At 67.7% G+C, this 14,530-nt stretch carries 14 protein-coding genes; all 14 read left to right on the top strand.

What is annotated here, in order from left to right:
- The first annotated feature begins 70 nt into the window (after window positions 1-70).
- The 14 genes from ASD15_RS30245 (at window position 71) to ASD15_RS30180 (ending at window position 14,501) form a co-directional block, all read left to right on the top strand.
- Window positions 71-499, top strand: a complete 429-nt coding sequence (locus ASD15_RS30245; protein ID WP_057158786.1) for a hypothetical protein — start codon at window positions 71-73, stop codon at window positions 497-499.
- Between the two features lie 280 nt (window positions 500-779).
- Complete coding sequence (locus tag ASD15_RS30240; protein ID WP_057158785.1) at window positions 780-1,481, top strand: NF038120 family PEP-CTERM protein; 702 nt, start codon at window positions 780-782, stop codon at window positions 1,479-1,481.
- A 41-nt stretch (window positions 1,482-1,522) separates the two neighbouring features.
- Window positions 1,523-4,696 (top strand): S8 family serine peptidase, encoded by a 3,174-nt coding sequence (locus tag ASD15_RS30235; protein ID WP_057158784.1) that lies wholly within the window; start codon window positions 1,523-1,525, stop codon window positions 4,694-4,696.
- 142 nt (window positions 4,697-4,838) lie between these two features.
- On the top strand, window positions 4,839-5,282 hold the full coding sequence (gene gspG / locus ASD15_RS30230) for a type II secretion system major pseudopilin GspG (protein WP_057158783.1): 444 nt from the start codon (window positions 4,839-4,841) through the stop codon (window positions 5,280-5,282).
- Between the two features lie 53 nt (window positions 5,283-5,335).
- The gene (locus ASD15_RS30225) at window positions 5,336-6,532 is read left to right on the top strand and encodes a type II secretion system F family protein (RefSeq protein ID WP_057158782.1); all 1,197 of its coding nucleotides are present in this window, start codon (window positions 5,336-5,338) and stop codon (window positions 6,530-6,532) included.
- The gene (locus tag ASD15_RS30220; protein WP_057158999.1) at window positions 6,532-8,247 is read left to right on the top strand and encodes a GspE/PulE family protein; all 1,716 of its coding nucleotides are present in this window, start codon (window positions 6,532-6,534) and stop codon (window positions 8,245-8,247) included. Before ASD15_RS30225 ends, ASD15_RS30220 begins: the two co-directional genes overlap by 1 nt.
- Window positions 8,240-9,088: a hypothetical protein gene (locus tag ASD15_RS30215; RefSeq protein WP_057158781.1), complete on the top strand. Its 849-nt coding sequence runs from the start codon at window positions 8,240-8,242 to the stop codon at window positions 9,086-9,088. The genes ASD15_RS30220 and ASD15_RS30215 overlap by 8 nt, the downstream gene beginning before the upstream one ends.
- Window positions 9,085-9,687, top strand: a complete 603-nt coding sequence (locus ASD15_RS30210; protein WP_057158780.1) for a PilN domain-containing protein — start codon at window positions 9,085-9,087, stop codon at window positions 9,685-9,687. Before ASD15_RS30215 ends, ASD15_RS30210 begins: the two co-directional genes overlap by 4 nt.
- A complete protein-coding gene (locus ASD15_RS30205) occupies window positions 9,684-10,298 on the top strand; it encodes a hypothetical protein (RefSeq protein WP_057158779.1) in 615 nt (204 codons plus the stop codon). Before ASD15_RS30210 ends, ASD15_RS30205 begins: the two co-directional genes overlap by 4 nt.
- Window positions 10,295-10,846, top strand: a complete 552-nt coding sequence (locus ASD15_RS32825; protein WP_057158778.1) for a hypothetical protein — start codon at window positions 10,295-10,297, stop codon at window positions 10,844-10,846. Before ASD15_RS30205 ends, ASD15_RS32825 begins: the two co-directional genes overlap by 4 nt.
- Window positions 10,846-12,933, top strand: a complete 2,088-nt coding sequence (locus tag ASD15_RS30195; RefSeq protein WP_057158777.1) for a secretin N-terminal domain-containing protein — start codon at window positions 10,846-10,848, stop codon at window positions 12,931-12,933. Before ASD15_RS32825 ends, ASD15_RS30195 begins: the two co-directional genes overlap by 1 nt.
- Window positions 12,930-13,406 (top strand): type II secretion system protein, encoded by a 477-nt coding sequence (locus ASD15_RS30190; protein WP_057158776.1) that lies wholly within the window; start codon window positions 12,930-12,932, stop codon window positions 13,404-13,406. Before ASD15_RS30195 ends, ASD15_RS30190 begins: the two co-directional genes overlap by 4 nt.
- Window positions 13,400-13,786, top strand: coding sequence for a type II secretion system protein (locus ASD15_RS30185; RefSeq protein ID WP_057158775.1), 387 nt, complete (start codon window positions 13,400-13,402; stop codon window positions 13,784-13,786). The genes ASD15_RS30190 and ASD15_RS30185 overlap by 7 nt, the downstream gene beginning before the upstream one ends.
- Entirely contained in the window at window positions 13,752-14,501 is a 750-nt protein-coding gene (locus ASD15_RS30180) for a type II secretion system protein (protein WP_229418394.1), read from the top strand. Before ASD15_RS30185 ends, ASD15_RS30180 begins: the two co-directional genes overlap by 35 nt.
- Window positions 14,502-14,530: the final 29 nt, after the last annotated feature.

The following is a 14,530-nucleotide window of genomic DNA, read 5'->3' as shown; positions in this document are numbered from 1 at the left end:
CGCTGCGCAAGCCCATGATGGCGCATTGTTGTTCCTTTTTTCACTGTCCCGGCACCCGCCTCCTGCATCCATGCGACTGACTCTGCTACTTGCCATTGCCGCCGCCAGCGCCGCGCTGGGCTGCAGCGCGCTCGCCTGTGGGCAAGGCGCCAATGCCGGCGCGGGCAGCCCAGACGGCCAAGGTGCGCCGGAACTGCTGCAGCGCCTGCGCGCGCTGGAAAGCGCCTCCACTTGCAGCGTGGCGGCCGATTGCCGCGCCGTGCCGGTGGGCGCCCGCCTGTGCGGCGGTCCGTCGGCGTGGCTGGCCATGTCGGCCGCGCATATGGCCGCAGCAGCGCCGCTGGCCGAGCGCTACACCGCGCTGCGCAAGACGGCCAACGAAGCAGCCGCGCAAGAGGGCAGGGTCTCCACCTGCCAGGTTATTCCGGAGCCGGCCGTTGGCTGCACCGGTGGTGTTTGCCGCACCCTATCTAACGCGCCGTCCGGCCGCGCTGACTAATTGCTGCTGTACCGCCCGCGTGAAGTTGCTTCACGTAGGAAACTTTTTCTGTCGAAAAATTTTACACTTTAACTTCCTTGCAATCATGATGTAGGGGCAACATCATGATTCTTTTGAAAATCTTTCATAGGCACGTTTAATGCTTATTAGAGCGGACTCAACTAGGGGAGTGGTTGAGGCGGGCAAGCGATCTATCCACAAGACAAGATAGCTTTCTAAAAATTAAGACCATCTAAATCCAGGGGATTCCGTGGCTAATATTTCGACAAAAAAAAGCGGTATGAGCAATCTGTTCAAAAAGGCGGCTGGTGCCGCAGTGCTGGCGGCCAGCAGCGTGGCGCAAGCGGGTGTGATTGATTTTGAAACTGGTTTTACCAGCCCCATCCTGACTGCGGGCGGCATCGTGGAAACCGGCGATTTCTGGATCGAGACCTACGCCTATGGCAATACGCAGACCGACGATCTGGTCGGCGTCATCGTCGACGGCTCCGACAACGGCCTGTGCATTTCGGGCGGCTGCCCGGTCAACAACCCGACCAACTACTACGCCGGCCTGAACGACGGCTATCTGTACTTCGGCCTGAACAACGGCAATAACTTCCGCCTGGGCTCGCTGCAAGCGAGCTACATCGGCGCCGATGGCACCACCTTCCCCAGCACCGCAGGCGCGCTGCTGATCCAGGGCTTCAATGCGGCCGGCCAGGCGGTGGGCGTCTCCCAGACCATCTTCCTGCCAGGCCCAACCGGCGGCGCCTTCAATTTCGCCAACTACGACCTGTCGCCGCTGTCGGGCTACGAGTTCAATTTCGTGCGCATCTACGGCTACGGTTGCGACTTCTCGGGCAATTGCAGCCGCACCAGTGGCATCGGCAATATCGCGCTCGATAACATCACCACAATCCCGGAACCCACCAGCATGGCGCTGTTCGGCCTGGGCCTGATCGGCTTGGGCGCGCTGTCGCGCCGCCGCCGTTCGGCTTGAGTCTGCCTGCTGTTTCTTTCTAATTTATTCCGGGAAAAATCATGAACCTGAATCTGCGTCCTATTTCGCTGGCCGTGCTGGCACTGATGTCCAGCCTGGCGATCACCGCCACCGCGCAAGAACAGCGCCGCACCTACATCGTGCAGCTGCAAGACCAACCGGCCGCCACCTACAACGGCGGCGTCAGCGGCCTGGCTGCCACCCAGCCAGCCCCCGGCCAGGTATTCGACTTCCGCGCGCCCAGCGTGCAGGAATACATCCGCTACCTGGGCGAGCGCAAGACCGAAGTGCTGGCCAGCGTCGGCAATCCGACCGTGGTGGCCAACTACGACGTGGTGCTGAACGGCTTCGCCGTGCAGCTGACCGATGCCGAAGTGCTGACGCTGAAAAGCAATCCCGCCGTGGCCGACGTGCAAGCCGATACCGCGCGCCGTCTCGATACCATTTCCAGCGCGCGCTTCCTGGGCCTGAGCACGGCCGGCGGGCTGTGGTCGAAATTCACCGGCGGCCAGCTGGTGAAGGGCGAGAACATGGTGATCGGCGTGGTCGACAGCGGTGTCTGGCCTGAAAATCCAGCCTTCGCCGACCGCGTCGATGCCGACGGCAACCCGACCTTCGACGGCTCCGGCACCCTGGCCTACACCAGCGCGCCGGCCACCTTCAAGGGCGGCTGCCAGAGCGGCGAGGGCTTCGACGCCGCGCTGCATTGCAACAACAAACTGATCGGCGCCAAGTACTACAACGCCGGCTTCATCGCGTCCCCGAACGGCGCCAAGAAAAACTGGAGCGAGTTCTACTCGCCGCGCGATTCCAACATCGGCAGCAACGGCGTGTCCACCGGCCATGGCGGCCACGGCAGCCACACCGCTTCCACCGCCGCCGGCAACTCCGGCGCCTTTGCCACCGTGAACGGCGTGCCGATGGGCGCCAGCACCGGCATGGCGCCGCGCGCCCGCATCGCCGCCTACAAGGTGTGCTGGACCTTCGACGATCCGACCGCCGAAGACGGCACCAACGCCAGCAACACCTGCTACAACTCCGACTCGGTGCTGGCAATCGACGACGCCGTCAAGGATGGCGTCAACGTCATCAACTACTCGATCAGCGGTTCGCAGACCTCGGTCAACGACCCGGTCGAGCAAGCCTTCTACCGCGCCTCGCTGGCCGGCGTGTTCGTCGCCGCGTCGGCGGGCAACAGCGGCCCTGCGCAAGCGGTGGCCCACGTCAGCCCATGGCTGACCACGGTGGCAGCGTCCACCCACGACCGCAGCACGCAAGCGGACGTTAGCCTGGGCAACGGCGCCAAGTACAGCGGCGCCTCGCTGAACGTCAATCCGCTGTCGGCGGCGCCGCTGATCCGCGCGGAAGACGCCGGCCTGGGCGGCGGCACCGCCAGCCTGTGCGTCAGCGACGCCGGCGCTGCCGCCCAGCTGGGCCAGGTCAAGCTGGACCCGGCCAAGGTGGCCGGCAAAGTGGTCATCTGCACCCGCGGCGACAATGCACGCGTCGACAAGAGCCTGGCCGTGCTGCAGGCCGGCGGCGCCGGCATGGTCCTGTCCGACAACGGCGGCGGCCTGGTATCGGAAGCGCATTCGGTGCCGTCGGTGCACGTGTCGGCTGCCGATGGCGCCGCCATCAAGGCCTACGCGCAGGCGGGCAACGCCAGCGCTGCCATCGGCGCCTTCGCCATCAAGTCGGTGCCGGCCCCCATCATGGCCGGCTTCTCGTCGCGCGGCCCGAATGCCGGCGACAGCAATATGCTGAAGCCCGACCTGACCGCGCCCGGCGTGGACGTCATCGCCAGCGTCACCGCAGCGCTGACCCCGGCCGAGCACGCGCTGGTTGCCGCCGGCACCCTGGTGCCGCCGCCCGCCTATGCGTCCTACCAGGGCACCTCGATGTCCAGTCCGCACGTGGCCGGGCTCGGCCTGCTGCTGCGCCAGCTGCATCCTGACTGGTCGCCTGCGGCCATCAAGTCGGCGCTGATGACCACCGCCTTCACCACGCTGAACGACAACCTGGCAGGCGCGCAGAACGGCCTGCTGCCGTGGGCGCAGGGCGCCGGTCACGTCGACCCGAACAAGGCCGCCGATCCGGGCCTGGTGTACGACGCGAAAAAGGCTGACTACGTGGCCTACCAGTGCAAGGTGAACAAGGCCGCCGTGCAGCCGCAAAGCGATTGCACCGTGTATGGCACGCTGGACGAGTCCTACAACCTGAACCTGCCGTCGATCACCGTCGGCGGCGTGCAGAACAGCGTGACGGTGCGCCGCTCGGTGACCAACGTGGGCGGCGCCAGCGCCACCTACAGCGCCACCGCCTCGGTGCCGGGCTTCACCACCGTGGTCACCCCGTCCAGCCTGACGCTGGCGCCGGGCGAAACCGCCGCCTTCACCGTCAAGCTGACCACCGCTGGCGCGGCCAACGGCGTGTGGAACTTCGGCAGCCTGAGCTGGACCGACGGCAGCCACGTGGTGCGCAGCCCGATCCAGGCCCGCACCGGCAAGTCGATCGCCTCGCCTGCGCTGCTGACCGGCGACAAGCCATCGGGCACCCGCATCTTCCCGGTGAAAGCCACCTTCAACGGCCGCATGACGGCCATCAAGGGCGGCCTGAAGGCGCCGACCCTGGGTGAGCAGGTGACGCTGACGCCGGGTGGCCTGAGCTCGGCCAACCTGAAACTGGCTTGCGCCGCCGGCACCGACCTGCCGAACGTGAAGGTGTACAACGTGGCCATTCCAGCCGGCAGCGTGGCGGCCCGCTTCGCGCTGCGCGACCTCGACACCAGCAGCGAGGGCGACGACAACGACCTGGGCGTGCTGACCCCGTCCGGCGCCTGGGGCTACTCGGGCAATGCCACCAGCAACGAGGCGGTGCAGATTGCCGCGCCGGACGCTGGCAACTACAAGGTCTGCGTGCTGGCCTACGGCGGCGGCGAGACCATGTCGCACAAACTGCTCTCGACCGTGGTGACCACCGCCGACGTGGGCGGCAAGCTCACCGTGGCGCTGCCCGGCAAGGTGGTGGCCAACGTGGCCGCCAGTGTGGCTGCCACCTGGTCCGGCCTGGCCAACGATACCTCCTATCTGGGCGGTTTCCAGTTCCAGGACCTGAGCGGCAACGTGCAGACCACCACCGTCATCAACGTCAACACCGGCAGCGCCACCATCCCGGTGGCGGAATCGGATCGCACCCGCGCCAAGCTGATCGACTAATTGTCGTTTAGCAAGGCCGTATCCGCAGCCGCACAGGCTTGGCCTGTGCGGCTGTTTTTATTGCGGAAAACGTTGTCGAAAGCTTAAACAGCGTGTTAGGCTAGGCGGTTTCAGCCTTCCGCCGTAAAAAGGAGTCGTTCGGATGCACGCAGCACTGCTACAAGGCAATAAAGCGCCACGCCGCGCCCGCGGTTTCACCTTGCTGGAACTGCTGGTGGTGATCGTCATTATCGGCCTGCTGGCCGCCTACGTCGGTCCCAAGTACTTCTCGCAGCTGGGCAAATCGGAAGTGACGATCGCCAAGGCGCAAATCGAAGCATTCGAAAAATCGCTCGACACCTACCGCCTGGACGTGGGCCGTTATCCCAGCGCCGAGGAAGGCCTGGGCGCGCTGCTGGCTGCGCCCGCATCGGCCGGCGCCAAATGGAACGGTCCCTACCTGAAAAAAGGCGTGCCGCCCGATCCGTGGGGCAAGCCTTACCAGTACCGCGCGCCCGGCACCAAGGGCGAATATGAGATTTTGTCCCTGGGCAAAGATGGCCAGCCCGGCGGCACCGGCGAAGACGCCGACATCACGTCCCAATAACCTTCCGCGGCTTAGCGACAGCAACCACAGCAACCTCAGCAAACCGGCTCCCCATGCAGTTCGAAGTACGTACCTTGTCGCCGGAGATGGTGATCGGCCGCCAGGTGGTCGACGGCCGCGACGAAGCGGACGCGCGCCGCCAGGTGGAGGCGCGCGGCCTGTTCGTCAGCGCCATCGCGCCGGTGCGCGGCGGCCTCGGCCTGCCCCTAGGCAGGGGCCAGGGCAAGTCGCTGTCGCTGGTGCTGTTCAGCCAGGAATTGCTGGCGCTGCTCACCGCCGGCCTGGGCGTGGTCGAGGCGCTGGAAGCGCTGCTGGAAAAGGAAGCCAGCCCCGCCACGCGCGGCGTGCTGGAACGCCTGCTGGGCGGCCTGCGCGAAGGCCAGCGCTTCTCGGCCGTGCTGGCCGAGCAGCCTGCATTGTTCCCGCCGCTGTACGTCGGCATCGTCAAGGCCGCCGAAGGCACCAGCGATTTGCCGCGCGCCCTGTCGCGCTTTATCGATTACCAGCAGCGCATCGACACGGTGCGCGCCAAGATTGTCAGCGCCGCCATCTATCCTTCCATCCTGCTGCTGGTGGGCGGCGGCGTCAGCCTGTTCCTGATTACCTACGTGGTGCCGCGCTTCGCCGAGGTCTACCAGGGCGCCGGGCGCAACCTGCCGTGGATGTCGCAGCTCATGCTCGGCTGGGGCCAGTTCGCCGCCGCCCACACCACCGCCTTGCTGGCCGGCCTGGCGCTGCTGCTGGGCAGCCTGGTGTTCGGCCTGCGCCGCCTGATGGCCAACGGCGGCCTGCTGCGGCTCATGTCGCGCCTGCCGGGCATCGGCGAGCGCGTGCGCATCTACGAGTTGTCGCGCCTGTACCTTACGCTGGGCATGCTCAGCGAAGGCGGCATCACCATCCTGCACGCCATCGACACGGTGCAAGGCATGGTCTCGCCGTCGGTGCGGCAAGGCTTGCAGGCCGCGCGCGCGCACGTCGAATCGGGCTTGCCGCTGTCGTCCGCCTTCGAGGCGAACGGCCTGACCACGCCGATCTCGCTGCGCATGCTGCGGGTGGGCGAGCGCACCGGCGACATGGGCCCCATGCTGACCCAGTCGGCTGCTTTCTACGACGGCGAAATCAGCCGCTGGATCGACCGTTTCACGCGCACGTTCGAGCCGCTGCTGATGGCCTGCATCGGCCTGGTGGTGGGCGCCATCGTGGTGTTACTCTACATGCCAATTTTCGATCTCGCTGGAGACATGTCATGATGCCAACCCCGGCCAGGGATGCGGCCAGCCCGGCGGTCCCGGCAATCGAGCATGCCATGCTGATCCGCGCCCGCGCGCGCGCCCAACAGAGCAAGCGCAGCCTGGTGGAAGAGCTGGAAGCGCTGACCGGCATCGAGCCGCGCCTGGCGGTGCACGCGCTGGCCCAGCCCTTCGGCCTGGCCGTGCTGGAAACGGTGGACATGCTCAGCTTTACGCCGGCCTTCGACCTGCTGCCGCTGTCGCAGGCCATGGCGCGCCGCTGCGTGCTGCTGCGCGCGCACGACGGCCTGCTGGTGGGCGTGATCGCCGACCCCTTCGACCTCGACCTGCAGACCTGGCTGGGCGCCCAGGCGCGCGCCACACCGCATACGCCGCTGCAAACGCGGCTGGCGCTGCAGGCCGACATCCAGGCCTACCTGTCCAAGCAGGAGGAATCGGCGCGCGCGGTGGACAGCCTGCTGCCCGGCGCCAGCGAGGGCCGGCGCGACGGCAAGACTGCCGCCGTGCTGTCCTTCGCCTCCGTGTCCGAGGCTGCCAGCCCCGCCGTGCGGCTGGTGAATTCCACCTTGTACGACGCGCTCAAGGCCGGCGCCTCCGACATCCACCTGGAAAGCACCGCCGGCGGGCTGGCCGTCAAGTACAGGGTGGACGGCGTGCTCGATCACGCCACCGCCGTCAACGGCATCGAAGTGGCCGAGCAGATCATCTCGCGCCTGAAGGTGCTGGCGGAACTGGACATTTCCGAACGGCGCATTCCGCAGGACGGCAGCTTCCGTGTCGAGGCGGGCGGGCGGGAGATCGACCTGCGCGTGTCCATCATGCCCAGCATCCACGGCGAAGACGCGGTAATCCGTATTCTGGACAAGCGTGCCATGATCGAGGCCTACGGCTCGCTTACACTGGAGGCGCTGGGCTTCGACGCGCCCTCGCTGGCCACGTTGCGCGTGCTGGCGCAGGAAGCCTACGGCATGCTGCTGGTGACCGGCCCCACCGGCTCGGGCAAGACCACCACCTTGTACGCCGCGCTCACCGAGATCCACAACGGCCGTGAAAAGATCATCACCATTGAAGACCCGGTGGAATACCAGCTGCCCGGCATCCTGCAGATCCCGGTCAACGAGAAGAAGGGCCTGACCTTTGCCAAGGGCCTGCGCTCGATTTTGCGCCACGACCCGGACAAGATCATGGTGGGCGAGATCCGCGACCGCGAGACCGCCGAAATCGCCGTGCAGTCCGCGCTCACCGGCCACCTGGTGCTCACCACGGTGCACGCCAACAATGTGTTCGACGTGTTCGGCCGCTTCACCCACATGGGCATCGATCCATACGCCTTCGTGTCGGCGCTGAACGGCATCTGGGCGCAGCGCCTGGTGCGCATCAATTGCCCGCACTGCGCGGCCGAATACACGCCCTCGGACCAGGAACTGGCCAGCGTCAACCTGACCCGCGCCGACGCCTTCGACTACCGCTTCATGGAAGGCAAGGGCTGCGGCGACTGCCGCGGCACCGGCTACAAGGGGCGCCGCTCGATTGCCGAGATACTCACGCTGAACGACGAAATACGGGAACTGATCGTGGACAAAAAACCGATCCGCCAGATCAAGGCCGCCGCCTACAAGAACGGCACCCGCAGCCTGCGCCTGGCCGCGCTCGAGCTGGTCAAGCGCGGCGGCACCACGCTGTCGGAAATCAAGCGGGTGACGCTGCATGCCTAGACTGCTCAACAGACTGCCGGGGCAGTCGCTGCGCATCGGCGTGTCGGGTTTCGCCGTGAGCCTGCTGAAGGTCAGCCGCTGGTTCGGCCCCCGCGCCGAGCTGCTGGCCGAGCAGCCGTTTTCGCCGGAAGGCGTCGGCGCGCTGCACGCCCATCATGCCATTGGCCTGGCGCTGCGCGAGCTGCTGGCGGGACAGGACGTGCAGGGCTGGCCGGCCGGCTTCGTGCTGGCCGACGACCTGGCCCGCATGTGGTCCGTCACGCCGCCGGCCCAGGCTGCGCGCCTGGCCGACCTGGAAGCGGCAGCCGCGCTGCGCTTTCACAGCCTGTACGGCGAACCGGCCGGCGGCTGGAAAATCGTCGCCGACTGGGACACCGGGCAGCCGTTCTTTGCCGCAGCCATGCCGCAGCCCTTGCTGGCGACGCTGGAGCAGGCCGCCGCCGATCACGGCATGGCGGTGGTGGAAGTGCTGCCGCATTTCGTGACCGCGTGGAACCGCTGGCAGGGCGCGCTCAAGGACGGCGCGTGGTTCGGCCAGGTGCACGACCATCTGCTGACGCTGGCCATCATCGCCAGCCGGCGCCTGCACGCGATCCGCGCAATGCCTGTGCCGCGCGGCGCCGACCAGTACTGGCTGGCGCAAACGCTGCAACGCGAAGCGCTGCTGGCCGGCGTGGACGCGCCGCAGCTGCTGCAGCTGTGCGGCCAGGTGCCGCCGCTGCTGGCCAAGCCCGCCGCCAACGCCGGGCAGATTTCCTGCAGCACGCTGGGCGCCGCCGCGCCGGGCGAGGACAGCTGGTCGCTGGCGAGCGTGCTGGCGTGCGGAGGGCTGGCCGCATGAGGAAAATGCGCATCGATTTCGCCGCGCCGGGCTGGCGCCGCGCGCTGTACCGGCTGGGCCGGGAACATCCTGCTGCGCTGGCAGGCTGCGTGCTGGGCCTGGCGCTGTGCGCCGGCGCCGCCCTGTACGGCTACCAGATGGTGCAGCAGCAGCGCGTCCGCGCGGCCCAGGTGCGCGAGCTGGAGCGCCGGCAGCAGCGCGCCTTGCAGGAGCAACAGCAGCAACTGGTGCAGCAGCGGCAGGGCGCACAGGGCGCGGCCGCCGTGCAGGCAGCCAAGGTGCGGATACCGGACGCGCAGGCGAAAGCCATCAACGCCGCCGTGCTGCAGCTGAACCTGCCGTGGCGCGACATGCAGGAAGCGGTGGGCGCGGCCACGCCGGCCAGCGTGGCCTTGCTGGCGCTGGAGCCGGACCCCAACAAGCAGATGCTGAAGATCAGCGCCGAAGCCAGGAACGCGGATGACATGATCGCCTACATCGAACAGCTCAAGCAGCAGGAATTTTTCGTTGGCGCGGCCTTGTCGCGGCATGAAATCAACGACACCGATCCAAACCGGCCGATCCGCTTCCAGGTCGAAGCGCAGTGGGGGGCGCGATGACGGCGCAAGGCACCAAGCAGCGCAAGCAGCCGGCGGCCTCGGCGCAGCTGTCCGTGCCGGCCGTGCTGCTGCGCGCGCGCCTGGCCGCTGTGCGCGCCGGCGCCGCTGGCTGCGTGGCGGCTTTACTGTGCGTGGCGGGCGCCGCGGCGTGGGCCTGGCTGATTCCGCAGCGCGCAGAGCAGCGCGTGGCGCTGGCCCGTCCGCTGCCGGCGCCGGGCGCGCTGGTGGTGGCCGCGCCGCCGCCGTCGGCCAATGAAAACCTGGCCCTGTTCCAGGAAACACTGGGTGAAAAGCGCTACGCCGAGCAGCACGTGAAGGTCCTGTTCGGGCTGGCCACGAAGGCGGGCCTGAGCCTGAACCAGGGCGAGTACAAGTTGGGCTACGACAAGGCCAGCCGCGTCGCCAGCTACCAGATCACACTGCCGGTCAAAGGCAGCTACCAGGCCATCTGGCAGTTCGCGCTGACAGCTTTGCGCGAACTGCCGTTCGCTGCGCTGGACGACATCGGCTTCCGCCGCGAGAACATCGGCGACACGCAGGTGGAGGCGCGCATGCGCTTCACGCTGTACCTGAAGGACTTGAAGGACGGCGCCGTGCCGGGGCAGCCATGACGCCGCGCCACATGCTGATGGCCGCCGCGCTGGCCGGCGCCGCCGGCCTGGTGATCTTCGGTGACAAGTCGCCTGCGGACGGCGAGGTCGCCGAAGCGGTGGATCGCCGCGCGCCCGCCGGTGCGCCGGCCGCCGCGCCCCCCGTAACTGCGCCGGTTGCCGCCAAGGGCGCACCGGCGGAGGTGCAGATCCTGCGCCTGCTGCCGCGCGCCGAACTGATAGGCGAGTCCGGCGAAGGCAGCTTCGGCGGGGCGGGGGGCGTGTTCGGCAGCCAGAACTGGGCGCCGCCGCCACCGCCACCTGCGCCGGCGCCGCCGCCGCCGCCGCCGCCCCAGGCGCCGCCGCTGCCGTTCACCTACATCGGCAAGGCGGCCAGCGACGGCGCCTGGGAAGTCTTCCTGGCCCGCGCCGACAAGACCTACGTGGTGCGCGCGCAAACGGTGATCGACGGCGTCTACCGCGTCGACGCCATCGCGCCGCCCATGCTGAAGCTTACCTATCTGCCGCTGAATCAATCCCAGCAGCTCAATATTGGAGTTCCCGACTAATGGCCCGCATCCCACACCGCATGTTCAAAACCACGGCCATGGCCGCGCTGGTGGCGCTGGCCTTGGCCGGCTGCGCCGGCGAGATGGCGTTCCGCGAGGGCCGCGCCCTGGTCGAGCAGAACAATCCGGAAGCGGGCCTGGCCAAGTTCCAGGAAGCCATTTCCAAGGACCCGCAGAACGCGCAGTTCCGCTCCGCCTACTTGCTGACGCGCGACCGCGCCGCCGTGCAGTACCTGGAGCAGGCCGACCGCGAACTGGCCGATGGCCGCCGCGCCCCGGCCCAGCAGGGCTACCAGCGCGTGCTGGCGCTGGACCCGATGAACGAGCGCGCCCGCGCCGGCCTGCGCGCGGTGGAAGCGTCCGAGCGGCTGGAAAAAATGGTGGCCTCGGCCGGCGAGCTGGCCGCCAGGAAGGACTACGACGGCGCCCGGCAAAAGCTCAATGCCGTGCTGGCCGAAAAACCGTCCTACGAGCAGGCGCGCCTGATGCTGCGCGACGTAAACGAGAAGGGCGCCCAGCCGACTGCGGAGGCGGGCCTGTCGAAGGCCTTCAGGCAGCCCATCAGCATCGAGTTCCGCGACGCGCCGCTAAAGCAGGTGTTCGAGATTATCGCGCGCCGCTCCGGCCTCAATTTCGTGTTCGACAAGGACGTCAAGACCGACCAGAAAGCGTCCATCTTCCTGAAGAACAGCACCGTGGAAGCAGCGGTCTACTATCTGCTGATGACCAACCAGCTCGAGCAGCAGGTCCTGGACGGCAACACCATCCTGATCTACCCCAACGTGGCGGCCAAGCTGAAGGAATACCAGGAGATGGTGGTCAAGACCTTCTTCCTGGCCAACGCCGAGGCCAAGTCGGTGGCCAACACGCTGAAGACCATCCTCAAGTCGCGCGACGTGGTGGTGGACGAAAAACTGAATCTGCTGATCGTGCGCGACAATGCCGAGGCGATCCGCCTGGCCGAGCGCCTGGTGGCGCTGCAGGATGTGGCCGAGCCGGAAGTGATGCTGGAAGTGGAGATTTTGGAGGTGAAGCGCACGCGCCTGATGGAGCTGGGCGTGGCCTGGCCCTCCAGCGTCACCTTCGGTCCGCTGATCTCCTCCGGCGGCACGGTGCTGACGATTAACGACCTGAACCACCTGAACCAGCGCAGCATCGGCGTGTCGGCCGTCAACCTGACCGCCAACGCCAACAAGACCGACGGCGACAGCAAGCTGCTGGCCAATCCGCGCATCCGCGTGCGCAACAAGGAAAAGGCCAAGATCCTGATCGGCGACAAGGTGCCGGTGATTACCACCACCATCTCGCCCGGCACCGGCGGCTTCGCCAGCGAGTCGGTCAGCTACGTGGACGTGGGCCTGACGCTGAACGCCGAGCCCACCATCTACCTGAACAACGAAGTGGCGATCCGCGTGGCGCTCGAGGTCAGCAACCTGGTCAGCCAGGTGGAGACCAAGTCCGGCACCAAGGCTTACCAGATCGGCACCCGCCAGGCCACCACCATGCTGCAGCTGAAGGACGGCGAGAACCAGGTGCTGGCCGGCCTGATCAACAATGAAGACCGCAGTAACGGCAGCAAGGTGCCGCTGTTCGGCGACGTGCCCATCCTCGGCCGCCTGTTCGGCAGCACCACGGACGACAAGCAAAAAACGGAAATCGTGCTGTCGATTACGCCGCACCTGATCCGCAACGTGCAGCGTCCCGAAGCGGCGGCCGCCGAATTCTCGGCTGGCACCGAGGGCAATTTCCGCCGCCGTCCCGATCCCGCCGTGCGCACCACCGTGACGCTGCCGCTGGGCGCGCCCAGCGCGCCGGCAGCCCCGGTGCGTCCCGGCGCGCCGCAGCTGCCGCCGCCGGGCCAGCAAGGCCAGGGCGCCCAGCCGCTGCCGGTGCCGGCGCCCGGCCAGCCGCTGCCGGCCACGCCGGCCGTCTCCGGCGCCGATGCTTCCGGCACGGCGCCCGCGCTGCCGGCCAGTGCGCCGGCCGGCGTGCCGCTGTCCACCTCGCAACCCGGCCCCGCCACCAGCGTGGCCCAGCCCGAACCTGCGGCGCCGATACCGGCCCCGCCGCAGCCGCCCGCAAAATGAACCCGCGGCGCCGTGGCTTCACGCTGATCGAACTGCTGGTGACGCTGGCCATCCTGGGCCTGCTGGGCACGCTCGTGGTGCCGGTGGCCCAGGTGACCATACAGCGCCGCAACGAGCAGGAGCTGCGCCGCTCGCTGCACGAGATCCGCCAGGCCATCGACGCCTACAAGCAAGCCTACGACGACGGCCGCGTGGCCAAGAGCACCCTCAGCACCGGCTACCCGAAGAACCTGGAGCTGCTGGTGGAAGGCGTGCAGGACCAGAAAAACCCCAAGCGCAGCAAGATCTACTTCCTGCGCCGCATTCCGCGCGACCCCTTCAGTTCCGAGCCGGACGCCTCCGACGCGCAAACCTGGGGGCTGCGCAGCTATGCCAGCGACGCCGACCAGCCGCGCGAAGGGGAGGACGTGTACGATGTCTTTTCCCTGTCCGAGAAGACCGGCCTGAACGGCGTGCCCTATAAAAAATGGTAACGATGAACAAAGCCCAACGAGGATTCACGCTGATCGAGCTGCTGGTGGTGCTGGGCATCATCGCGCTGCTGCTGACGCTGGCCGTGCCGCGCTATTTCCCCAGCGTCGACAGCGCCAGGGAAACCATCCTGGCCGACAACCTGCGCAGCACCCGCGCCACCATCGACCAGTACTACGGCGACACCGGCCGCTACCCCGACACGCTGGAACAGCTGGTGGAGAAAAAATACCTGCGCGCCGCGCCCATCGATCCCATCACCGAGAGCAGCACCACCTGGGTGCTGGTGCCGCCGGAAGACGGCAGCAAGGGCGGCGTGGCGGACCTGAAGAGCGGAGCGCCCGGCAATGACCGCCATGGCAAGCCCTACGCGGACTGGTAGGCCGGCCGGGCGCCGCCGCGCCGGTTTCACCTACATCAGCCTGATCATCCTGGTGGCCATCATCGGCCTGGTGGGCGCGACCGCCGTCAAGCTGGGCGCGGTGATGCAGCGCAGTGCCGCCGAGCGTGAATTGCTCAACATCGGCGCCCAGTTCAGCGACGCGCTGCAAAGCTATGCCAAGGCCACGCCGCCCGGCCAGCCGACCCAGCCGCCTTCGCTCAAGGAACTGCTGCTGGACCCGCGCTTTCCCGCCGTGCGGCGCCACTTGCGCAAGATTTTTGTCGATCCCATGACCGGCAAGGCCGAGTGGGGCATCAGCTACGCGGCCGGCACCACCGGCGTGGTAGCGGTGTACAGCCTGTCCGACGCCAAGCCTGTCAAGATCGGCAACTTCCCGGCGCGCTTCCAGGGTTTCGAAGGCAAGCAGCGTATCGCGGACTGGAAATTTGTCAGCGCCGGCGACGCCCAGCCTTTGCCGGGGCAGCCGCCCACCAGCCAGCCCCGTCCCGGCCAGCCGCCGCTGCCTGGCCAGCCGCCATCCGGCGCCGTCGCTGGCGCCGGAGCGCCGCCGGCCGACGCGCCCGCCGAGCCGGCCGAGCCGGCCGAACCGCCGGCCCCGCCCGAGCCCGCCACCCGGCCCGAGCCGCCGGCCGAGGAGGCCAAGGCGGACGAGACCAAGCCCGATCCCGACCCGCCGCCTGAGCCGCAAAAGTGATCCAACAAGCCCGGATGCCCTCGCATGCC

The sequence above is a fragment of the Massilia sp. Root351 genome (genome assembly GCF_001425045.1).
Taxonomy (GTDB): Bacteria; Pseudomonadota; Gammaproteobacteria; order Burkholderiales; family Burkholderiaceae_D; genus Rugamonas.
Note: the sequence above shows the minus strand (reverse complement) of the source record. Positions and strands in the feature narration are given on the sequence as shown.